This window comes from Protofrankia sp. Cas3, from assembly GCF_963555955.1.
In the GTDB taxonomy this organism is placed as follows: domain Bacteria; phylum Actinomycetota; class Actinomycetes; order Frankiales; family Frankiaceae; genus Protofrankia.
Genome location: NZ_CAUVXP010000005.1, coordinates 47429 through 64842, shown reverse-complemented (window position 1 = coordinate 64842; position 17414 = coordinate 47429). Strand labels below are relative to the sequence as shown.

Below are 17414 nucleotides of genomic sequence, written 5' to 3'. Positions count from 1 at the left end.
GCGGATTGCGAAGGAGTGGGAATGCGTACCCGAAGAATCGGCAGCCTGGAGGTATCCGTCGTCGGGTTGGGTTGTAACCAGCTCGGCACCACCTGCGACGAGACCCGGACCGCAGCGATTCTCGACACGGCCGTCGACAACGGCGTGACCTTCCTCGACACCGCTGACGAGTACGGTGCCGGCGCGTCCGAGGAGCTGCTCGGACGTCTGCTGGCCGCACGTCGTGACAAGGTAGTGATCGCGACGAAGTTCGGGTCGACCTACGGCGCGGCGCCCGGTGACGGCGGCGCGAGCCCCCGCTGGATCACGGCAGCCGTCGAGGCGAGCCTGCGGCGGCTGCGTACCGACCGGATCGACCTCTACCAGTTGCATTTCCCCGACCCGACCGTTCCGATCGAGGAGACCCTCGGCGCACTGGACGCGCTCGTCCAGGCGGGCAAGGTCAGGGAGATCGGCTGCGCGAACGTGGGAACGGCCCAGATCGACGAGGCGGCGCGCGCCGCAAAGGACCACGGCCTGCGGCCGTTCGTCAGCGTGCAGAACCGGCTCAACCTGTTGCGGCCGGAGGCGCTCGCCGACACCGTGCCGGCCGCGAGTGCCCATGGTATGGCGTTCCTTCCGTTCTTCCCGCTCGCGTCCGGCGTTCTCACCGGCAAGTACCGCCGGGGGCAGGCTCCGCCCGAAGGCACCCGCCTCGGGGATCATGTAGCCCCTGATGTGGTCGGGAAAATCCTTTCCGACCGCACGCACGATCGTCTCGATGCCTTCGAGAAGTTGGCCGGCCAGGACGGGCACAGCCTCCTGGAACTGTCGATCGCCTGGCTGATCGCGCAACCGGCGGTGGCGTCTGTCATCGCCGGTGTGACCTCGCCCGCGCAGCTTCTCGCCAATGTCGCCGCCGCCGAGTGGGAACTGAGCGAGGACACCGCGGCCTCGGTGTCGGCGCTCGCCCACGGCTGAGCTCCGTGGCGCGTCCGGTAGGGGCTCCGGACGGTGCCCGCCTCGGACCTGGGGTGCCAGGGGCGGTGCCGGCCAGGTGCCGGCCAGGTGCCGGCCAGGTGCCGGCCCGGTGGGGATTCGGGCCGGGTGGCGTGTGCCCGGTCAGGACGAGTTGCCGCACAGGGGTGCTGTTGACAGCACGTTGAAGTGAGCGCCGTCCGGGCTGACCTGGACAAAGTAGTTACAAGGGTTCTGGCGGACCGCACTGGTGAGGTCGACTGGTGCCAGCAGGCCGCCGGCGGTGTAATGGTTGACCTTGTTGAGTCCGGTGATGAAGCCGTGCCGGGTCGGGCAGCTGCCGGCTGCCTGTACGCCCTGGATGAACATGTCGGCCGCTATCCATCCGTCGAGCGCCATCTGCTGGTTCGGCGGCTGTATCTGCGGAGCGTACTCGATCATCCCCTGTAGAAAGGCTCGGTGCGCCGGGAGGTTAAGCTCAAAGGGCGCAGAGTTGACGGCGATGATACCGCCGGCGAGTTTGGAACCCCATCGGTTGAGCTGGTTGGGGTCGTAGCCGCGCGTCCCGATCCGTACTTTGAGCGGTACGCCGGCCTGCCCGGCCGCGTCAAGAACGGACGCGTACACCTCCGGCGCGGAACTGATGATCAGAGTGTCGGCCTTCAGTCTTTTAATCTCCCGCCCGATGGCGGCGAAATTATCGTTGGGCCCGGAGACGTCGTGGGCATAGACGACATTGATGCCGGACGCGGCCAGGCTTTCGATAACGGCATTTTTCTGCTGTATCGACACCGGGTCGAACTGGACGCCGAGCACGGCCGCGTTGGTGCCACCATGGTCGCGGACAAACCTGGGCCAGGTGGTTTCCGGGAAATAGGTGGTCACGGTGAAGACGTTGTCGTAGCTCGCCTGACCTGCGCTGAGCGCCGCAACCGCCGGGATCCCCTGATTCTGCAGCCAGCTGCTGGTGTCGTCACTGGCGGCGAGCTGAACAATCCCGAAATCCTGTTCCTCGTTCACCATGTTGCGGACCACGACAAGGTTCTGCTCCGGCCGGTTCTGGTCGTCGGCCCAGGCGTATGTCAGGTGGCGGCCGTTCACCCCGCCGCGTGCGTTCTCCGTCCCGATACGGGCGTCCACGCCGGCACGAAACGGCAGCAGCGTTGCGTTCGTTGTCCCGGTGTCCGGGTAGACAAGTCCGAACTTGAGCGTGTCAGCACTCACGCCCGGGTCGGCACACAGTTTCGCGGCATCCGCAGCCGAGTTCTTGCTTGATCCTCCGCAACCGACCAGTAAACCTAACGCGGCGACTCCGGCCAGCGCGATTCCGCGACGGCCACGGAACATGGAACGTGGCATCGGTGCACCTCTCCTTCTATCCTGGTAGGCCTATTGAGATGATCTTATGGTCTTCCCGTCCAGGCGGGCTGGCACGCTTTGTCGTCGGCCGGTCACCGGTTCTCCCGGGATGTCCGACCGGCCCGGCCGCCGCCCGTGGTCGCCGTGGTTCGGCGTCTGGCTGGGTTGTCATCGAATGCTGCTCTGCTCTTCCGATTTTTCTGGTGAGTGGCTACTGTGGCCCTCTTCGCTGCCAATCTCAAGAAACACCGTTGAACGCTGCCGGCGCGGCGGGACAAGGCAGGCGGTTCCGTGGTACGGCAATGGCCGTACCACGCCCCTGTCGCGGCGCACCCGAGTATGACAAGACACCGAATACCCAATTCAGTTCACTTGAAGGACAACGTGAAGACACGAAATTCTCTCTACTTGAACAATAATCGTGGCGGGCTCGCGGACCTTGCGCGAATTTTTACCAGGTCACGGTTAGGTCGGACCCGGAGGCACAGCGGGTTACGGTTGGTCGCGGGCGCCGCGACGGCGGTCTTTCTTGTGACCGCATGCAGCGGAGGGGCGTCTGACGGGGGGAGTGGTGGCCAGACCGGGACGTCCGGTGACGCGCTGATCGCGGCCCAGGCCGCCCAGGCCGAGGTGTCGAAGGTGCTGCGCAACCCCAGCGGCATCCTGCTCGACGCACCGCTGTCAAGGACGCCGCCCACAGGCAAGATGATCGCCGTAGTGGACAGCCCGACCGGCACGGGCCACGTGAAGAACCAGGGCGTTGTCGATGGCGCGCGGGCGCTCGGGTGGCGGGCCGAAGTGATCCCCGTGGGCACGGGCGCCGAGGACGCGGCGGCCGCCTTTGACAAGGGGCTGGACATGCGCCCCGATGCCGTCGTCTTCGCCGGTACCCCGGTGGCGCTGCTGAGCAAGCAGCTCGCCAGGGCCAAGGCGCTGAACATCCCCGTCCTGGCGGACAGCATCACCGACCCGATCCAGCCCGGGCTCATCTCGACGTCCCTGGACGGCGCGCCCCAGGTGGCAGAGTACGGCCGGCTTGCCGGTACCTACGTTGCGGCCACGAGCCGGGGCAAGGCACACGTCGCCCTCTTCACGATCAGCGCCTATCCGGTTCTCACCGTCTTCGCCAACAGCTTCAAGCAGGCACTCGTCTCAGCGTGTCCAGCCTGCAAGATCGTAGTTGTCAATCAGCAGGTCAGAGATCTCGGGACCAGGACCCCACAGAGTGTCGTGGAAACAATCAAGCGTGATCCGGACATTGACTGGGCGATCTTCTCGCTCGGTGATCTGACGATCGGCGTGCCGGACGCGCTGCGGGCGGCCGGGCTGCAGGGCAAGGTCAAGATTGGCGGCGAGACCCCGACCACGGCCAACATCGAGGCATTGCGGGCCGGGACGGAGGAGGTCTGGACGGGTTTCGCCGCGACGATCCTCGGCTGGCGCGACGCCGACCTGCTCGCCCGCTATTTCAACGGCGACGACCTCGACCGGGCGAACCGGACGTTGCTGCCCACCCAGCTCATCACCAGGGACACCGTGGACGCGGCTGCGCTGGACTCGACCGGGTACTACGTGGGTTTCCCAGGTTACGTCGATGCCTTCAGGCAGCTCTGGAAGGTCGGATAGTTCCGGAGTCCGCGTCACCGGCCGCCGGCCGCCCGGTGCCCGGCGCTCTTAGGATATGTCCGCTATCCTGAATTAGCCTGGCGGGTGGACGGCGTCGTGGTCGTGGCGGTGGTCGTGTCTCGCGCGATCGCGAACCCCGGCCCCGCGTCCCCGAACCAAGTGGGAGAGGTGGTGCAGGGTGGTCTCGGACCAGCTGCCGTCGTCGCTGTCGGCGTGCGTATATGACAGTGATCATGAGCTTTTCCGCGACGTGGTACGGGCTTTCATCGCACAGCGCGTGCTTCCGAACATCGATGCGTGGGAGCGGGCCGGTATCGTCGATCGGGCGATGTTCTCCGACGCCGGTGCGCAGGGCCTGCTCGGATTCGGTGTCGATGAGAAGTACGGGGGTCCCGGTATCGAGGATTTCCGGTTCAACGCGATCGTGGGGCAGGAATTCGGCCGTGCGCTGGTCTCGTCAGCGGGCCTCGGTCTGACCTTGCAAAATGACATCGTCCTGCCCTATCTGCTCGGCCTCGCCACGGACGAACAGAAGGCGCGCTGGCTTGCCGGTACGGTTTCGGGTGACACTGTCCTCGCGGTGGCCATGACCGAACCGGGTACCGGCAGCGACCTTGCGGGTATCCGGACCCGCGCGGTCCGCGATGGTGGCGTCTACGTGGTCAACGGAGCAAAAACCTTCATCTCCTCCGGTCAGCATGCTGACCTCGTGGTAACCGCCGTGCGTACTGCCGACGATCCGCACCGTGGGCTGTCGCTGCTCGTCATCGAGCGCGGGATGGCGGGTTTCGAACGGGGCCGTAACCTGGAGAAGATCGGTCTGCATGCGCAGGACACCAGCGAGCTGTCCTTCATCGACGTCCGGGTGCCGGTCGCCAATCTTCTCGGGGAGGAGAACCGCGGGTTTTATGCCCTGGTCGGCAACCTGCCGCAGGAGCGGCTGTCCATAGCGGTCACCGGGCTGGGCGTGGCGGAGGGCGTGCTCGCCCAAACCCTGGTCTATGTGAAGGAGCGCACCGCCTTCGGCCAGTCGATCGGGTCCTTCCAACACAGCAGGTTCGTCCTGGCGGAGCTGGCGACCGAGGTCGACATTGCCCGTACGTTCATCCTCGACTGTCTGGTGGAGCATCTGCGTGGCGAACTCAGTGCCGCGCGTGCGGCCAAGGCGAAGTACTGGGTCACCGACCTTCAGTGTCGGGTTTCCGACCGTTGCCTGCAGTTGCACGGAGGGTACGGCTATATGCGTGAGTATCCGGTTGGCAGGGCCTTCGTCGATTCCCGGGTTCAGACGATCTACGGTGGGACCAATGAGATCATGAAGGAGATCATCGGTCGGGATCTCGGTTTGTGACCAGCTGTGGGCGTTGCGGGTGCGGTTCACCCAGGTTTTCGCCTCGCGGCCCCGGGGGCCCGGGATGGGTGGGCGACGGTGTTCGCGGACACCGCCGCCTGTCTCACCCCGGGACAGCCGGTGATCGGCTGGTCAGCGAGGGGCCATCCGGATGGCGCCGTCAAGACGGATGACCTCACCGTTGAGCATCGGGTTGGCGATGATGTGCTCGACCAGCGCGCCGTACTCGTCGGGGTCGCCGAGGCGGTTGGGGTGGGGCACCTGGCGGCCGAGCGAGGCCTGCGCCTGCGCCGGAAGGCTCGCGAGCATCGGTGTGGCGAACAGACCCGGGGCGATGGTCACTACTCTGATCTGCTTGTCCGCGAGGTCGCGGGCGAGCGGCAGGGTCATGCCGACGACACCCCCCTTGGAGGCGGAGTAGGCGGCCTGTCCGATCTGGCCCTCGAACGCGGCGACCGACGCGGTACACACGACCACGCCACGCTCACCCGTGGTGGGCTCGTTGCGAGCCATCCGCTCGACGGCAAGCCTGATCACGTTGAACGTGCCGATCAGATTGATCGTGACCGTGCGGGTGAACGTCTCCAGCGGCATCACGCCGGTCTTGCTGAGGATCCGGGCCGGCGGTCCGATCCCGGCGCAGTTCACCACGACGCGCAGGTCGCCCAGGCTGTCGGCGACATCGAGCGCGGCGGAGACCTGCTCGGAGTCGGTGACGTCCGCGGGCGCGAAGGTGGCCTTGCCGAGATCGGCGGCGGCCTGCTCACCACCTGACGTGGGCAGGTCCAGCAGCACGACGCCCGCGCCCGCGCTCACGAGACGACGAGCTGTCGCGAACCCGAGCCCGGACGCTCCCCCTGTGATCACAGCGATGCCGCCGGCGATATCCATCTGTCCGAGTCCTCTCCTGTTTCGTTCGTGCCGTTGCCGTTGCCGTTCCTATTGCCGTTCCCATTGCCGCTGCGACTGCCGCTGCGACTGCCGCTGCCGGGCGCTCTTACAGACGCTCGATGATGGTCGCGTTGGCCATACCGCCGCCCTCGCACATCGTCTGCAGGCCGTACCTGCCGCCCGTTGCCTCCAGATAGTTGACCAGCGTCCCCAACAGGCGGGTACCGGATGCGCCGAGCGCGTGCCCGAGGGCGATCGCGCCGCCACGAGGGTTGAGTTTCGCCGGATCGGCGGCGAGATCGTGTGCCCAGGCCAGCGGCACGGGTGCGAACGCCTCGTTGACCTCATAGGCGTCGATGTCGTCGATGGTCAGACCAGCTCGCGCGAGGACCTTCTGGGTTGCCGGGATGGGGCCGGTGAGCATCAGCATCGGGTCGTCACCAACCACCGAGAACGCGTGGAAGCGGGCGCGTGGGCGCAGGCCGAGCTCATTGGCGGTCTGCTCGCTCATGATCAGCGCAGCGGACGCCGCGTCCGTGAGAGGGGAGGAGTTCCCAGGGGTGATCTTCCAGTCGATGTCGGGGAACCGTGCCCTCATGTCTGCGGTGGCGAAGGAGGGCTTGAGGGCTGCGAGCCCCTCGGCGCTCGTGCCCGCCCGCACGGTCTGGTCGACCAGATGCGTGCCGGTTGTGCCATCCGGCGCGGGTGCCGTCACCGCCACGACCTCGTTGTCGAACGCGCCCGCAGCCGCGGCGTCGGCGGCGCGCCGGTGAGAGGCCGCCGAGTAGGCGTCGAGAGCCTCGCGGTCGAGCTTCCACTTCTTGGCGATCAGCTCGGCTGCGACCCCCTGGTTGACCAGGCCCTGAGGGTAGCGGGCGTGGAGTCCCGCGTCCTGCGGGTCCTGGCCGATGGTCGGCGTGCCCATCGGAATGCGGCTCATCGACTCGACGCCACACGCGATCACGATGTCGTAGGCACCGGCGATCACGCCCTGCGCACCGAAGTGCGCGGCCTGCTGACTGGAGCCGCACTGGCGATCGACTGTTGTCGCCGGCACGGTCTCCGGAAATCCCGCGGAGAGCACGGCGTTGCGGGTGATGTTCGAGGACTGCTCACCCACCTGCTGGACACATCCGCCGATGACATCCTCGACTCGTGCCGGGTCGAGGCCATTGCGTTCGATCAACGACCGAAGCACGGTCGCGAGCAACGCAACCGGGTGTACCCCGGACAGGGCGCCGCCCGGCTTGCCTCGTCCGGACGCGGTCCGAACGACATCAACGATGACAGCGTTGTTCATGAATTTCCCTCCGGGCGGGCTCTGGTCGGCCAGCGGCTGCGCGATCCCGATCCTGCTCGCGCGGCAGGAGGCCCTGAACAATCAAGGAAGTCGCCGGGCGTGGTCACAACGAACCGCTCGCCGACCTCTGTCGTCAGTGGACTACCAAGCCCATCGTCATCCACCGGACATTACGCGGTCAAAAAACCGGAATTTTTGATATGTTAGAGACCTTTTTATCCTGATTTTTGGATCCGGGATTTCCACGTGTGGGGCGGTCGGGTCCGGGGGAGTCGGCGGCACGGCAGCCGGCCCCGAGCCGAGGTGTCGTCCCGTGGTCACGACGGGGACGGCTGCCTTCGTCGTCGCGTAGAACATCAGTTATGCATGGGCGCGGTGACCGATGGTGGCGGCTGGGGCCGGCGGTGGTGGGGCTGGTTGTGCTGATCGGCTTGGCGGTGTTGTGGGTGCAGGCGCCGATCTTCTACCCGCCGCCGGCCGACGGTCGGGCACCGGCGATCGCGACCACTCGCACCGGGATCGTCATCGCGGGTGCCGCATTGATCATATTTGTCGGTCTGATGATGAGCCTTGCCGAGATCCGCCGGGCCGCCACCCGGGTGACCGAGAGAGATCGACAGGTGGCTGAGCGGCAGCTGGCCGGACAATTGATCGAGCGTTACACCCGAGCGGTCAACCAGCTGGGCTCGGACACGGCGGACGTGCGTCTCGGCGGGATCTATGCTCTCGAGCGGCTCGCGGGGGGTTTTCCCGAGGAGCAACCCGCCGTGGTCGAGATGCTGTCGGCGTTCGTCCGCGAGCACACGCGCCTCGGTCGGCCCGGCAACCGGCGGTGCAAGAGCGCGGCCGACGGACCGGAGACCGACATCCAGGCTGCGATCAACGTACTGGGTCGGCTCCCGGCGCGGGACGGGGTCCTGCGTGCCGATCTGACCGGCGCGGACCTGGCCGGTGCCCGGTTGGACCGTGCGAATTTCACCCGTGCGCGACTTGACGGCGTGAACCTCGCCGGCGCCCGGCTGGTTGAGGCGAACCTCACGCGGGCCGGGCTGGTCGGGGTGAACCTGCGCACCGCCCGTCTCGACGGGGCGGATCTGACCGGAGCTCTGCTGGACAGGGCCAACCTCACCGATGCCCGGTTGGAAGGGGCCGACCTCACCGGCGCATGGCTGGACGGCGTGGATCTCACCGGCGCGGTGCCGCTGACACAGGAACAACTTGAGGCCGCCCACGGGGATGCCGCGACGGTCCTGCCGGTGGGGTTCACCCGGCCGACCTCCTGGCCCGAGGCGATAACCGTCCTGCTCTGACCGGGAACCTCCGGCTGGTCTGGATCGGATGGCTGCGAGTCGGACAGAAGATCCAAAACGCGCTCTGAGTGCCGACCCGCGGATCCCGGCAGCGGCTGAATACCTCGTTAGCACCGGATACCCGGTCGACACCCGTCGGTCGACGCTGCGGGCATTGCAGAGTGCGTTCCGGTGGACGTGACCTAGCTATCAGTTTCGCGACAGCTTGGTCGGGAAATCATCTGTGGTGAGCGGCGCGGCCCCGATCGCGACTCTGTCGGTCGCCTGTCGCCGGGTGCGATCGCCATGCGGGCGAGATGCGGGCGAGAGGTCGCCATTGGTCCGGCGTTCCGGGGGTATTTAACGCTAGGTAATGATGGTTACGATCCGAGATTGAGTGGATGCCCTGTGGAAGCAGTCTGAAAGATCCTTTTTCGGCTGCTGCTGGAATCGACGGCCAGAGCATCGCGGGCATTTGCTTCCAGTCGGACTCGGATTGATGTGAAAATGTGGCGAGAGTCATACGCGTGCCCGGCATTGTAAAGATCGTTTAAATATGTCCTAATCGGACATTAGCCGCAAAAAGACAAGAGGCAGTCGAGGCGGTGATCCCGTCCCGGCTGCCTCGGCTGCCTCTTGTGTGCGGTGTCCCGTGCTGGAACCGCGGAGCCGGTCCCGCGTTGCGGTGACCGGGTGGAGCGTTGCCGTCAGGCTGCGCCGACGGCGGTCAGGGCGACCCGGGCGTGATCGGTGAGATCGGCGGCCCCGGCGCACCCGGTCCGTTCGATCTCACGGCAGAGCGTCGCGACGTCCCGGCCGGCCATTCCGGAGTCGAGAAGAGCCGCCTGCTCCACGGCCTGATGCCCGAGCTGAATAGCGGCGTCGGCATCGCCGGCCTGGACGTGCGCCACACCGAGTCTGGTCATGGCTTCCACCCGGGCGCGTGGGAAATCACCGGCCAGCCCGTCCGCGGCATTGTCCAGGTACGGAATCGCCGCGGCTCCGTCACCGCTGGCCAGTAGCGCTTCACCAGCGAAAAGTGAAATGCAGGACGGGACGCACCAATAGATGTGCGGAGGATCCTCCGCCGGCTGCGACTGGCTGATGAGATGAACCGCGTCCTCGGCCGTCCTGGCTGCGGTGGTACTTTCGCCGGCACGGCCGTACGCGAGAGCCAGCGCGCCGGAGATTGCCGCCTTCTCGGTGGCCGTCATTGCCGCCCGGGCCCCGGCCTGAGCCGACCGGAGCATGGTGACGGCGTCATTCGGGTCGCCATACCATGCCGCCTGCTCAGCCATGCAACGCAGGATGTTGGCACCGAGCGCGGGTTGGCCGGCCTCGCCGGCGGCCCGTAGCGCGACCATCCACAGGCGCTGGGCGCCGCCGTGGTAGCCGCTGTCGAACGCTGCCCACCCGGCCAGGCGGGCCAGCTCAGCCGCGACGGCGTACAGCCGTGCCTCGTGGGCGTGGCCGTACAGGGCGGTCCGCAGGACGCGTACGGCGACCCGCAGCTCCGCCATGGAAAGCTCGTATATGTCATCTCCTCCTAGAACGTCATCCATCTTGCGAAGCGTGTCGACCCGCCGCTCGAAACCCGCGACGAGCGAGTCGTTCACGCGCTTTCCTTCGAGCGCCGCGGCAAGCCCTGCTGAATCGGTCATGAGCCAGTGATGTGCGACCGAGGTCAGCGCCACGCCGGACACGCTGAGAAATTTCCGCCGTTCCATGTTGGCGGTCACCTCCTCGAACCCGACGGCCAACCCGTCAGGTCTCCATAGAAGGTCGAGATCGGCGTCTGCCCATCGAGCCTCCCCATCGTCAACTGAATTCGACATGAGTGCCAGAGCCCCGGTTTCGGGCCCGGTGTAGTCGCACGCCCAACCGAGGGCGACGACATTGGTGCAGTAATAGCGGGATAGTAGATCACAGTGTTCCCAGCTCGGGCGTTTGCCGCCCTCGTACTCTGAGAGGCGCTGCGCGGTCAACGCATCCCATGGTCTACCGATGTCCTCGGCGAGACTCCGGATCTCGTCCGCTGCCCGCGCCAGAGACAGGCCGCGGATCTGGCGTGCATGCTGCAACGGACCGATGGTAACCCTTCGAGGAGGCATCTGACCTTCTCCCATTTGGCCGTCATGTCAAGGCATGTACTCGGAACGTAGCCAACCCCCCTCCGGAGTCTAAGGACCCGAGGTCACCTGTGGTGAGTCGTTCTTCCTGGTCGGTCCGCGGCGGGGCAGCTTGATTCTCGCCGGATTACGTCCCGGCCGGTATTCGCCGGCACCGTATGCGACCTCCGCCGGGTGCCGGGTCCTCGCGACTCAGGTGCACGCGGAGTATCCGGACGGTGATCGTGCGGATCTGCGAACTGCCGCCCCGATGTCACTGGAAACCCTGATTCCCAGCACTTCGAACGAATGGCGGCGACGGGACGTTGTACCTCAGCCTTTATTCATGAGTCCCTGGCGTCGGCCCAGGTCATATTCCCCGTTCACTGGTTCTGAAACATTGCGAGTAGACACTCACTGGGGCCGGTCGTACGATTCTGTTCGATTTAGTCTTCATGTCGACGCGACCACGGGACGGTGTCGGATGGGCAGAAGAGTTCTTGTATTGGACGCGGCTGGCGAGCTGCGCGGCCAGTTCGAGGACATGAACACCGCATATATGTGGCGTCATGTTCGGGCACAGGAGCCGCAGTCCCCAGAGGATTTGGAAGTTTGGCGGCAGCGCAGCGCCTGCCGGGATGAGGACCCGGAGTTGTTCTTCCCGGTGGGTACCACCGGGCCGGCACGGCGCCAGCTGGAGGAGGCCAAGGCCGTCTGCCGGCGCTGTCTGGTGATCCGCGAGTGCCTGAACTGGGCGCTCGACACCGGCCAGGATGCCGGGGTCTGGGGCGGTTTGGACGAGGATGAGCGTCGGATCCTGCGCCGTCAGCTCGTGAGCGCTCCCGCTCCCCGGGTGCCACAGTGATCACGAAGACGTTGCCGAGGGCCGTCTCGCCGGTGTTGCTGGCCTGCGCGATGGCGGATTGGCAGCATGCCGCGGCTCGCCTGTGGATCGCCGCACGCGAATATGCCGAGGCTGTGACCTCGGAGAGCGATGTCATGACATCCCTTGCACGGCTGATCGCGGACGGTGCGCCGGAAGGAGAGATTCACCAAGCGCGGGCACTGCTGGCCCATCTGATGGCTATTCGCGCAGAGGCCGGGTGCAGGCTGGGACTGACCGGGCTGCCGGACGAACTCGCTCGTGCGGGCCGCGACCTGCTGTCGGCCGCTCCTCTCGCGCGCAAGCACGCGATCCCCCGGCCGCGCGAGGGCGCTGCCTGATGATTGGACTCCGTGGGACGGCGACAACGGTGGTCGGCCGTCCGCGAGTGCGGGGCAGCGCACCCCGAGGAATGTTCCGTCGAGGTTTCGCCGCATTGACGCGGTGGTGTCGCAACGCGGTCGACCGGCGTACCCGACGCCCGACAACTGTTTCTGCAACGAACTGGTCGGCGCTGCGCCGGTGTTACCTCGGCCGCATCCCCGAGGCTACCGAGAACCCGATCGAAAATCGTCGGAACATAACATCGCGTGGGTCTCCGCCGGGCAGGGCACGGCCTCCGGAGGCGCGAAAAGAGTCATGATCACGCCTTCCTCGGTCTGCAGCTGAGGTCCGCGTGGTCGGAAAAGCTCCCCGGCGCGGTGGCTGACAACAGTCGCGACCCCCGGGTGAGACCCCGGCGCGGGCCATCTACCGCTCCCCTCCGCGGTGCAATGGCCCGCGCCGGCTGGTTAGCTCCTTTCGAGCCTGCGCTGCGGGCTCCTTGCCGCTGCCCGAGTGGTAACACGAGTGGAAACGACGCGACAGGTAACTGACCCGTACTTGCGCACGAGTGACACGAGTGAAAGGAGTCGGCCATGACCAACTGGCATGTACGGTCCTACGACACCACCGATCACACCGCCACGGTTCAACTGCTTGAGGAGGTCAGATCTGACGCGGAAGGGCCGTCGTTTGATCTGACGGACACGGTTCTCGCGTTGCGCGAGGACACTCCCGCTGTCGTCGCCGTCACACCCGACCAGTGCGTCGGCGTTGCGGTCGGGAAATATGAACGAGGACACGCTCGGGTCCTTGCGCTGGCAATCTCGCCCGCATGGCGATACCGGGGCATCGGGTCCGCGCTCCTGCAGGCGCTGGAGAATCAGCTCATTCACGCCGGTCACCGCCGCATCACCACGCTGCTCGGGCCGGGCCAGTTCGGGGAACTAGCCTTCCGGAACAGGGGATTCGCCAAGACCGGGCTCACGCTCTATGAGAAGTACGAGCCGCTGCGGCCGGTTGACGTCACGACCGTGGAGCGCTGGGGCGGTACCCTGCTCACCGCGGCGGAATGGCACAGTCTGGCCGGGATGGCCGAGGGCAAGAAACTGGTGGAACAGCGCCTGCTCCTTCCCATCAAGGAAAACGAGCTGGCCGAGACGTACGGGGTGGTCACACCGACGACCATGCTTCTGTTCGGGCCGCCGGGCACTGGGAAGACGTCGTTCGCGCGGGCCGTGGCGGCGCGCCTGGAATGGCCGTTCGTGGAACTTCTGCCATCCCGGCTGGTCGCGACCGGCGGCGGCAACCTGGCTGGCGAGCTGCGCACGGCCATCACCGAGCTCATGCAGGTCGAACGGGTCGTGGTCTTCATCGACGAGGTGGACGAGATCGCGCAGTCCCGGGACGCGGTCGGGCCGGAGAGCCAGTCCGTGGTGAACGAGCTGCTGAAGGCCATCCCGCAGTTCCGCGGCGCCCCGGGGCGTCTGTTGATCTGTGCGACGAACTCGATCGCGGCGCTGGACCCGGCGTTCATCCGACCTGGCCGCTTCGACCTTGTTCTTCCGGTCGGGCCGCCGGACGCGCCCGGCCGCCGCCTGCTGCTCGACAGGTTCCTCGAGCGGATCGACAACAAGCAGGTCGACATCGAACCGGTTGTCGCGGCCACCGAGCTGTTCACCCCGGCCGATCTTGCTTCTGCCGTGCAACGCGCGGTGGCGGCGGCATTCCACCGCGCGGTCGACAAGGGTGAGCGCCTGCCGGTGACCACCGAAGACCTCCTGGCGGCGGCGCGTTCGTCGCGGCCGACCATCAGCGCCGACGAGCTTGACCGCTTCCGCTCAGACGCCAGGGCCTTCACCCGCAGCTGAAGCTTCCGCCACTGCTGCCCCAGGGCCTGTCTGATGGATATTGGTCGATGCGGGCGATGATCCAGAAGGAGGCCCGCAAGGCGGAGGAGGAGCCGATAGTGGTGTTCTGTCGGTGACGACGACAACGCGGCGAGGCGCCTTCTGGGCATCGGTGCGCGCGATCGAAGATCCATCAGACAGGCTCAAGCGCCGAACGGATGCCCGCGGCCGGTCCCGTGTCGGGACGGTCGCCTGGCATCGCCGTTGGGGTCTCCGTTGTCCGCATTGACCCCGATGGTGCACAGTTGATGTGTTCATGTCTACTAGCACCAGTTGTTGTTGTGTTTTGCATGTCTTGCTGTTGGTTTTTTCTGCACCGAGGGGATCGTGCGGACGGGGAGCGTCGAGATGACCATGGCTGTGCAGGCTCACCAGGTTGGGTGAGCCTGCACAGCCGCCGCTTGCGGCTACTTCCCGCCGGTGTCGGACAGCAGGGTCAGCGCGTAGGCCGCCCGGAAGTACTTGTTCGTGCCCAGGTCCGAGATGGTTTTGACGTTCAGTGCCTGATTGAGCAGTTTTCCGTCATCATCGGTCACTCCGGCGAGCGCGCTCACCGGCGCGCGGAGCACCTCGCTGAGGCTCTTGTTCTCCCAGTTCTTGTCCAGCTGCGTGTCAAGGTCTGCGCTGATCGGCATGTTCTGGTTCCCCTTCTCCGGAGGCTGGCCCGTGCGACTACGAGTCTGCGCCGGCGGCGGGGAGATCGCCGGGCGTGCCGGGTCGCCGGGCGCTCTTATCTCTTGAACCCGGCCACCGGGTTGAGCAGGACGTCGCGGTGGCGCCAAGCCAGGCGGAGCAGAGCCGCACCGGCCGGCTGCATGGGTTCGGTGCCGGTCTCGGTGCCGGTCTCGGTGCCGGCGTAGCGCTCGACGGTCTCGGCCGTGAACGGGATGCCCGTGACCGCACCGCTGCCGTCGGACCGGGTGCCGATCACATGACCTTCGGTGTTGGTCGTGACGAGGTTCGCGAACAGCGTGTCAAAGACGTCCGCATCGAAGACCGCGGCCTGGAGCATGTCCACGACGAGCGTGAGGGGGTCGACGCCGGTCCCGAGCCAGAACACCCGCAGCTGTCCGGCGGTTCGAGCCTGCGCCAGGGCGCGGTACAGGGGCCAACTGTCGTAGTCGAGCGGTGCCGTGTCGGTACCGTAGGACTCGTCCGTGCCGAGCAGTTCCTCGGACAGCTCCCGGACGGTTGCCCGCCACAGGTCAAGGTCGTTGGCCTCGTTCCAGGCCGCGTCCGCGGACGGCTGGAACATGCCGACGGGCATCACCTGGTAGAGCCCGCCCCCGCTGGCGACCTTGGCCGGGTCCCGCCAGTGCAGCGGGAAGCTCGCCTGTCCTGATGTGGGGTCACGGCGCAGTACCAGGGTACTGATCGCTGGGAGCAGCGGGCGCCGCCCGCCGTCGAACGGGTCGCCGATGAGCTGGCGCCACGGCAGTTCCGGCCAGCTGACAGGCGGAAGGACCGGTCGTGACCCGCCGGACATCTCACCGGACATTTCGCCGGACATCTCGCCGGGCGGCGGTGCCGATCCCACGTCGGTGACCCTGGCCAGGACGGCCCCGGCAAGTTCGTGCGCGGCGGCTTCGCAGATGTTGATGACGTCGAAGTAGGAACCCGGGGCGAACATCAGGCGCAGCGGGCTTCCGCCGGCGGGCGGTTCGAGGCCGACGAGCCGGTAGGTCGTGCGGTTCTCCAGCAACCGAGGTGGGTCGAGCGCAGTCAGCGCGTGGGCGTAGGTGGCGAACGATTGTCCCTGTTGTTCTGGTTCTCCCGTTTGCGGCGGCGTGGGGGTTCGGGTCACCGTTGGTGGCGGGCTCGCTCGCAGGGCAGCGGTCTCGGGTTCGGTTCCGTTGACCTCGCCCGGCGCCACGTCGGTTGTCCACCCCACCTCGACCTCTGCCAGGGGGACGGCCCGGTCCGGGATCCACCCCGGCGGCGCGAGCAGGGGTGTACCAGCCACCCGTGCCGACGGCGGGTACAGCTCACCGGCGAGCCGGGTCAGCCGGTGGCGGTGGCTGTTGAGGAACCGTCGGACGGTCCGCCACTGTTCGTGAGCGACCTGGCTGTCCCGGTCATCCACGCCTTGCCGTGGCCGTTCTGTCCCCTGCACGGGCCGATCCTCTCCCACCCGCGGATCCTTCCCTCCCACCGGTGGATGGCGGTCCGGGACGCCCTCGCGGTTTTGGTGGGAGCCGCGGCACAAGTAGCGTTCCACTGGTGGTCGTATTGTGGTCAACGGCGCTTCCTCGTTCGTTGGTTGTGGGCATGATGAGGACAATGCGGACACGTGGAAGCGCGGTCGTGGCGGCTGACGGAGGTCTGCCCGGCCTGCTGGGCCTGCTCGTGGTCGCCGATGTCGTCATCCCCGGGATCAACCTGACCGGCTTCTACGGGCTGGTGCCCTTGATCGCCTCCGCTACCGGCTCAACGGTGGTCACCGTTGCCGTCGGGCTCGCGGCGGTTGCCGCTGCCGTGGCATCGGGCACGTGGGACCATCGGTTCGGTACCGGGCAGCATGTCGCCGCGTGCGTGCTGGTCACCGTCCAGGCCGCGGTTGCGGTCTACGTTGCGGTGACAAGGCAGCACAGGGAACGGGAGCTGGGACGTGTCCGCGTCGTGGCCGAGGTGGCCCAACGCGCGCTGCTACCGGTGGTACCCGCCACCGTCAACGGGGTCGCGTTCGCCGCTCGATACCTGTCCGCCGCGGCCGAGACCCTTGTCGGTGGGGACCTCTACGAGGTCGTGACCGCATCGGGCGGCACCCGAATAATCATCGGGGATGTGAAGGGCAAAGGCCTACCCGCGGTCCGGCTGACCACGGTCGTCCTGGGTGCGTTCCGTGAGGGAGCCGCCAACCACCCGGAGCTCGAGGGGATTGCCGGGGCCTGCGCCCGGGCGGTTTCGCGAGAAGCGGGCGCCGAGGACTTTGTCACGGCCCTGCTCGTCGACATCCATTCGGACGGGACGTTGCGGTTGATCTCTGCTGGGCATCCACCGCCGATCCTGTTGTCCGGAGAGTCGGCGTACCCGCTGGCGATCATCGATCCCAGCCCCCCGTTGGGTATTGCCGAGGACTTCACGGCGACCATCAGCAGCTGGGCTCCGGGTGACCGGTTGCTGCTGTTCACCGACGGCCTGATCGAGGCACGTGACAGCAGGCGGGCGTTCTTCAGCCTCAATGACCACCTTGCCGAGCTGACAGCGGTCACTCTTGACACGGCGCTGGACGCGCTGGTTGCTCATCTGCACCGTCATGTCGGCGGGAAGCTGCACGACGACCTCGCCCTGCTCATCGCCGAACGGTTGCCCGCACCCGACCGCGCGACCGCGGCAGTCGGTGGGACGCCGGTGACCGCGACCGGATCAGCGTTCTCCGTTTCCCGCACCGATTCCCTCACCGAAGGATGACCGGATGA

General features: G+C 66.8%; 14 protein-coding genes. 8 read left to right on the top strand and 6 right to left on the bottom strand.

Annotated elements, in window-relative coordinates; translation table 11 throughout:
• Positions 1-21: 21 nt before the first annotated feature.
• The gene (locus U9983_RS02135; protein WP_322752401.1) at positions 22-960 is read left to right on the top strand and encodes an aldo/keto reductase; all 939 of its coding nucleotides are present in this window, start codon (positions 22-24) and stop codon (positions 958-960) included.
• Positions 961-1101: 141 nt separating this feature from the next.
• Here the strand turns inward: U9983_RS02135 and U9983_RS02130 are convergent, their stop codons facing one another.
• A complete protein-coding gene (locus tag U9983_RS02130) occupies positions 1102-2316 on the bottom strand; it encodes an ABC transporter substrate-binding protein (protein ID WP_322752400.1) in 1215 nt (404 codons plus the stop codon).
• Positions 2317-2847: 531 nt separating this feature from the next.
• Here U9983_RS02130 and U9983_RS02125 point away from each other — a divergent pair.
• Entirely contained in the window at positions 2848-3942 is a 1095-nt protein-coding gene (locus tag U9983_RS02125) for a sugar ABC transporter substrate-binding protein (protein WP_322752399.1), read from the top strand.
• A gap of 205 nt (positions 3943-4147) precedes the next feature.
• The gene (locus U9983_RS02120; RefSeq protein WP_322752421.1) at positions 4148-5293 is read left to right on the top strand and encodes an acyl-CoA dehydrogenase family protein; all 1146 of its coding nucleotides are present in this window, start codon (positions 4148-4150) and stop codon (positions 5291-5293) included.
• Positions 5294-5425: 132 nt separating this feature from the next.
• Here the strand turns inward: U9983_RS02120 and U9983_RS02115 are convergent, their stop codons facing one another.
• Together U9983_RS02115 and U9983_RS02110 are read right to left on the bottom strand one after the other, a co-directional pair.
• A complete protein-coding gene (locus U9983_RS02115) occupies positions 5426-6184 on the bottom strand; it encodes a 3-hydroxyacyl-CoA dehydrogenase (RefSeq protein WP_322752398.1) in 759 nt (252 codons plus the stop codon).
• A 106-nt stretch (positions 6185-6290) separates the two neighbouring features.
• Positions 6291-7484, bottom strand: coding sequence for an acetyl-CoA C-acyltransferase (locus U9983_RS02110; RefSeq protein WP_322752397.1), 1194 nt, complete (start codon positions 7482-7484; stop codon positions 6291-6293).
• Positions 7485-7888: 404 nt separating this feature from the next.
• On the opposite strand from U9983_RS02110, the gene U9983_RS02105 reads away from it, so the two are divergent.
• A complete protein-coding gene (locus tag U9983_RS02105) occupies positions 7889-8794 on the top strand; it encodes a pentapeptide repeat-containing protein (protein ID WP_322752396.1) in 906 nt (301 codons plus the stop codon).
• Positions 8795-9480: 686 nt separating this feature from the next.
• On the opposite strand, the gene U9983_RS02100 is transcribed toward U9983_RS02105, so the two are convergent.
• Positions 9481-10884 carry an XRE family transcriptional regulator gene (locus U9983_RS02100; protein WP_322752395.1) on the bottom strand — a complete coding sequence of 468 codons (1404 nt, stop codon included), beginning with the start codon at positions 10882-10884 and terminating at the stop codon, positions 9481-9483.
• 556 nt (positions 10885-11440) lie between these two features.
• Between U9983_RS02100 and U9983_RS02095 the strand changes: the two genes are divergently transcribed.
• The 3 genes from U9983_RS02095 (at position 11441) to U9983_RS02085 (ending at position 13956) form a co-directional block, all read left to right on the top strand.
• A complete protein-coding gene (locus U9983_RS02095; protein ID WP_322750043.1) occupies positions 11441-11746 on the top strand; it encodes a WhiB family transcriptional regulator in 306 nt (101 codons plus the stop codon).
• Positions 11743-12105, top strand: coding sequence for a hypothetical protein (locus U9983_RS02090; protein ID WP_322750039.1), 363 nt, complete (start codon positions 11743-11745; stop codon positions 12103-12105). Before U9983_RS02095 ends, U9983_RS02090 begins: the two co-directional genes overlap by 4 nt.
• Positions 12106-12681: 576 nt before the next feature.
• On the top strand, positions 12682-13956 hold the full coding sequence (locus U9983_RS02085) for a bifunctional GNAT family N-acetyltransferase/ATP-binding protein (RefSeq protein ID WP_322750038.1): 1275 nt from the start codon (positions 12682-12684) through the stop codon (positions 13954-13956).
• 446 nt (positions 13957-14402) lie between these two features.
• Here the strand turns inward: U9983_RS02085 and U9983_RS02080 are convergent, their stop codons facing one another.
• Together U9983_RS02080 and U9983_RS02075 are read right to left on the bottom strand one after the other, a co-directional pair.
• Positions 14403-14630: a hypothetical protein gene (locus tag U9983_RS02080; RefSeq protein ID WP_322750037.1), complete on the bottom strand. Its 228-nt coding sequence runs from the start codon at positions 14628-14630 to the stop codon at positions 14403-14405.
• Between the two features lie 95 nt (positions 14631-14725).
• Positions 14726-16126 carry a transcriptional regulator gene (locus tag U9983_RS02075; RefSeq protein WP_322752394.1) on the bottom strand — a complete coding sequence of 467 codons (1401 nt, stop codon included), beginning with the start codon at positions 16124-16126 and terminating at the stop codon, positions 14726-14728.
• Between the two features lie 149 nt (positions 16127-16275).
• Between U9983_RS02075 and U9983_RS02070 the strand changes: the two genes are divergently transcribed.
• A complete protein-coding gene (locus tag U9983_RS02070; protein ID WP_322752393.1) occupies positions 16276-17406 on the top strand; it encodes a PP2C family protein-serine/threonine phosphatase in 1131 nt (376 codons plus the stop codon).
• Positions 17407-17414 lie beyond the last annotated feature (8 nt).